Here is a 4405-nt window from a genome sequence, read left to right as displayed (position 1 = left end):
CACGATGTGCTGCGCTTTATGGAAGGGGTCAATCCTGGCGAGGTGACGGTAACGCGTGATCCTAGCAATCTATACCTCACCCTGCAGAGTACCGGTGAGAGAATCACCGTCAGCAGCTACTTTTATCAAGATGCCGCCAGCGCTTATGTCCTGGATGCGATTGAGTTCAGTGATGGCACCAGCTGGGATGTAGCCACCGTTAAGCAGAAAGTGTTGCAGGGCACGGCTGGTGCTGACAACCTCACCGGCTTTGCTAGCAACGATACGATTGTCGGCCTGGCTGGCAATGACACCCTGTCTGGGAGCAATGGCAACGATGTGCTGGAAGGCGGCGACGGCACCGACATGCTGTATGGCGGTGCTGGAGATGACAGCCTGCGAGGCGGCGCAGGTACCAACGATTACCTGACAGGAGATGCCGGCAATGACACCTATTTATTTACTGCCGGGGAGGGTAATACCAGCATCAATAACTACGATAGTAGTACCGGTCGCCACGATGTGCTGCGCTTTATGGAAGGGATCAATCCTGGGGAGGTGACGGTCACAGGTGATGCCAGCAATCTCTACCTCACCCTGCAGAGTACCGGCGAGAAAATCACCGTCAGCAGCTACTTTTATCAAGATGCTGCCAGCGCTTATGTCCTGGATGCCATCGAGTTCAGTGATGGCACCAGCTGGGATGTAGCCACCGTTAAGCAGAAAGTGTTGCAAGGCACGGCTGGCGCTGACAACCTCACCGGCTTTGCCAGCAACGATACGATTGTCGGCCTGGCTGGCAATGACACCCTGTCTGGGGGCAATGGCAACGATGTGCTGGAAGGCGGTGAAGGTACCGACATGCTGTATGGCGGTGCTGGAGATGACAGCCTGCGAGGGGGTGCGGGTACCAACGATTACCTGACAGGCGATGCAGGCAATGACACCTATTTATTTACCGCCGGAGAGGGCAATACTACTATCAGTAACTACGACAATGGTACCGGTCGCTACGATGTGCTGCGTTTTATGGAAGGAATCAATCCTGGCGATGTGGTGGCAATGCGCGATCCCAGCAATCTCTACCTCACCCTGCAGAGTACCGGTGAGAAAATCACCGTCAGCAGCTACTTTTATCAAGATGCTGCCAGCGCTTATGTCCTGGATGCCATCGAGTTCAGTGATGGCGCCAGCTGGGATGTAGCCACGGTTAAACAGAAAGTGTTGCAGGGCACGGCTGGCGCTGACAACCTCACCGGCTTTGCCAGCAACGATACGATTGTCGGCCTGGCTGGCAATGACACCCTGTCTGGGGGCAATGGCAACGATGTGCTGGAAGGCGGTGAAGGTACCGACATGCTGTATGGCGGTGCTGGAGATGACAGCCTGCGAGGGGGAGCAGGCGCTAACGATTACCTGACAGGCGATACGGGCAATGACACCTATTTATTTGCTGTCGGAGAGGGCAATACCAGCATCTATAACTACGACACCAGCGCAGGCCGCCACGATGTGCTGCGCTTTATGGAAGGGGTCAATCCTGGCGAGGTGACGGTAACGCGTGATCCTAGCAATCTATACCTCACCCTGCAGAGTACCGGTGAGAAAATCACCGTCAGCAGCTACTTTTATCAAGATGCAGCCAGCGCTTATGTACTGGATACGATTGAGTTCAGTGATGGCACCAGCTGGGATGTAGCCACGGTTAAACAAAAAGTATTGCAGGGTACGACAGGCGCCGACAACCTCACCGGCTTTGCCACAAACGATACGATTGATGGCCTGGCTGGCAATGATTCATTGAGCGGTGCCGGAGGCAACGATACTTTGATGGGTGGCATTGGTAATGACACCCTGTCCGGAGACAATGGCAACGATGTGCTGGAAGGGGGCGAAGGCACCGACATGCTGTATGGTGGTAGCGGAGATGACAGCCTGCGAGGTGGTGCAGGCGCCAATGATTACCTGTCAGGAGATGCCGGCAATGACACCTATTTATTTGCTGCCGGAGAGAGCAATACCAGCATCTATAACTACGACACCAGCGCAGGCCGCCACGATGTGCTGCGCTTTATGGAAGGGGTCAATCCTGGCGAGGTGACGGTAAAGCGTGATCCCAGCAATCTATACCTCACCCTGCAGAGTACCGGTGAGAAAATCACCATCAGCAACTACTTTTATCAAGATGCAGCCGGCGCTTATGTCCTGGATGCCATTGAGTTCAGTGATGGCACCAGCTGGGATGTAGCCACGGTTAAACAAAAAGTATTGCAGGGTACGACAGGCGCCGACAGCATCACCGGCTTTGCCACAAACGATACGATTGATGGCCTGGCTGGCAATGATTCATTGAGCGGTGCAGGAGGCAACGATACTTTGATGGGTGGCATTGGTAATGACACCCTGTCCGGAGACAATGGCAACGATGTGCTGGAAGGGGGCGAAGGCACCGACATGCTGTATAGTGGTAGCGGAGATGACAGCCTGAGAGGTGGTGCAGGCGCCAATGATTACCTGTCAGGAGATGCCGGCAATGACACCTATTTATTTGCTGCCGGAGAGGGCAATACCAGCATCAATAACTACGACACCAGCGCAGGCCGCCACGATGTGCTGCGCTTTATGGAAGGGGTCAATCCTGGCGAGGTGACGGTAACGCGTGATCCCAGCAATCTATACCTCACCCTGCAGAGTACCGGTGAGAAAATCACCATCAGCAACTACTTTTATCAAGATGCAGCCGGCGCTTATGTCCTGGATGCCATTGAGTTCAGTGATGGCACCAGCTGGGATGTAGCCACGGTTAAACAAAAAGTATTGCAGGGCACGGCAGGCGCCGACAACATCACCGGCTTTGCTAGCAACGATACGATTGATGGTCTGGCTGGCAATGATTCATTGAGCGGTGCAGGAGGCAACGATACTTTGATGGGTGGCATTGGTAATGACACCCTGTCCGGAGACAATGGCAACGATGTGCTGGAAGGGGGCGAAGGCACCGACATGCTGTATAGTGGTAGCGGAGATGACAGCCTGAGAGGTGGTGCAGGCGCCAATGATTACCTGTCAGGAGATGCCGGCAATGACACCTATTTATTTGCTGCCGGAGAGGGCAATACCAGCATCAATAACTACGACACCAGCGCAGGCCGCCACGATGTGCTGCGCTTTATGGAAGGGGTCAATCCTGGCGAGGTGACGGTAACGCGTGATCCCAGCAATCTATACCTGACCCTGCAGAGTACCGGTGAGAAAATCACCATCAGCAACTACTTTTATCAAGATGCAGCCAGCGCTTATGTACTGGATACGATTGAGTTCAGTGATGGCACCAGCTGGGATGTAGCCACGGTTAAACAAAAAGTATTGCAGGGCACGGCAGGCGCCGACAACATCACCGGCTTTGCTAGCAACGATACGATTGATGGTCTGGCTGGAAATGACACTCTGTCTGGGGGCAATAGCAACGATGTGCTGGAAGGAGGTGAAGGCACTGACATGCTGTATGGCGGTAGCGGAGGTGACAGCCTGCGAGGCGGGGCAGGTGCCAACGATTATCTGACAGGAGATGGAGGCAATGATACCTATTTGTTCAATACTGCGGATGGAAAAGATACTATCAATAATTATGATACAGAGGTAGCAAGTTTTGATATTCTAAGAATTACTGATGTATCTTTTGAAAATCTCTGGTTTAGCCGCAGTGGAAACAATTTACAGCTAAATATAGTTGGCACAGATGATCAATTAACAATTACTAACTGGTATAGTGGTGACATTTATCAATTGAATCAGATCATTACAGGGTCTTCTATTTTATTGAATAAGCATGTTGACCAACTGGTTTCAGCCATGTCTTCATATGAAGTGCCGAGCGGTGCGGGAAATGTCATTTCACAAGATGTAATGGATGCTTTGCAATCAGTATTCACTGAAGTATGGCTGTAAAAACGAATTCTTTCGTGTGCAAACAATTTTATGAATATAACGATTTCGTTTGGCAGCTTGTTTGATAAATTGCTCTATTTTCAATGAGTTGATGATGAATTTATAGACACAAAGAGATATTTCCCACAAACTTAAAATATATAAATATACAGCCAAATCTAGCGATGTGGTGTTCATCTGTCGGCATATTGGGATTTCAAAAGAAATTTATTTCTAGGAGAAACGAGCCTATGAGGCAGATTGAAAAAGATAAGTTATCTTCGTCGAGGCTGCCACTTTAGTCGGTAATAATAAGCGGGTATCTGGTTCGTTATCACTATATAAAAATATCTGCGGTTGTTGTATACCAATTATTAAATTCAAAGCAGATTAGTTCTTGATTGCTCAGCCGCGAGTTTAACTAGTCGTCCCTGAAAAACCCTTTTTCTCAACTACTAAGTTGTAGGTTAGGCATATTGCCAATCAATAGCCGATTAAT

At 50.6% G+C, this 4405-nt stretch carries 1 protein-coding gene; it reads left to right on the top strand.

The window, feature by feature from the left end:
- Positions 1-3927, top strand: a 3927-nt coding sequence (locus tag R2Q26_RS15185; RefSeq protein WP_317537061.1) for a calcium-binding protein, incomplete at its 5' end; no start/stop codon positions are given.
- Positions 3928-4405 lie beyond the last annotated feature (478 nt).

Source organism: Nitrosomonas sp. Is37 (assembly GCF_033063275.1).
Classification (GTDB): domain Bacteria; phylum Pseudomonadota; class Gammaproteobacteria; order Burkholderiales; family Nitrosomonadaceae; genus Nitrosomonas.
Note: the sequence above shows the minus strand (reverse complement) of the source record. Positions and strands in the feature narration are given on the sequence as shown.